The 420-nt window shown below is 47.6% G+C and carries 1 protein-coding gene; it reads right to left on the bottom strand.

Annotation, left to right across the window (positions count from 1 at the left end; genetic code table 11):
- Positions 1-420, bottom strand: a 420-nt coding sequence (locus M0D21_RS22950) for a cadherin repeat domain-containing protein (RefSeq protein ID WP_248334414.1), incomplete at both ends; no start/stop codon positions are given.

Genomic DNA, 420 nt, shown 5'->3' with positions numbered 1-420 from the left:
GCAGGGGCACTAGCCGTATAAGGGGCGTTCTCAGGGGCGTTCTCATTCACATCGGCAAGCGTTAAGGTACTGCTCTCAATAACATCGGTAATCGTAATGCTTACTAAAGCCGTGTCTGTATTACCATCTGCATCGGTAATCGTTACTTCTACTTCATACACATTATCACCATTCGCATCGATAGGATTCTCAAAGTCTTGTGCAGCTAAGGTAACTTCTCCGGTAGCGGCATTGATACCCGTGAACTGTGCCTGGTCCGCTCCACCGCTAATCGTATAGGTAACACTACCTATTGGAGTACCTGTAAGCGCAGGGGCACTAGCCGTATAAGGCGCGTTCTCAGGAGCGTTCTCATTAACATTAGCAAGCGTTAAAGTACTGCTCTCTACAACATCGGTAATCGTAATGCTTACTAAGGCC

The organism is Aquimarina acroporae (assembly GCF_023195925.1).
Lineage (GTDB): Bacteria > Bacteroidota > Bacteroidia > Flavobacteriales > Flavobacteriaceae > Aquimarina > Aquimarina acroporae.
Note: the sequence above shows the minus strand (reverse complement) of the source record. Positions and strands in the feature narration are given on the sequence as shown.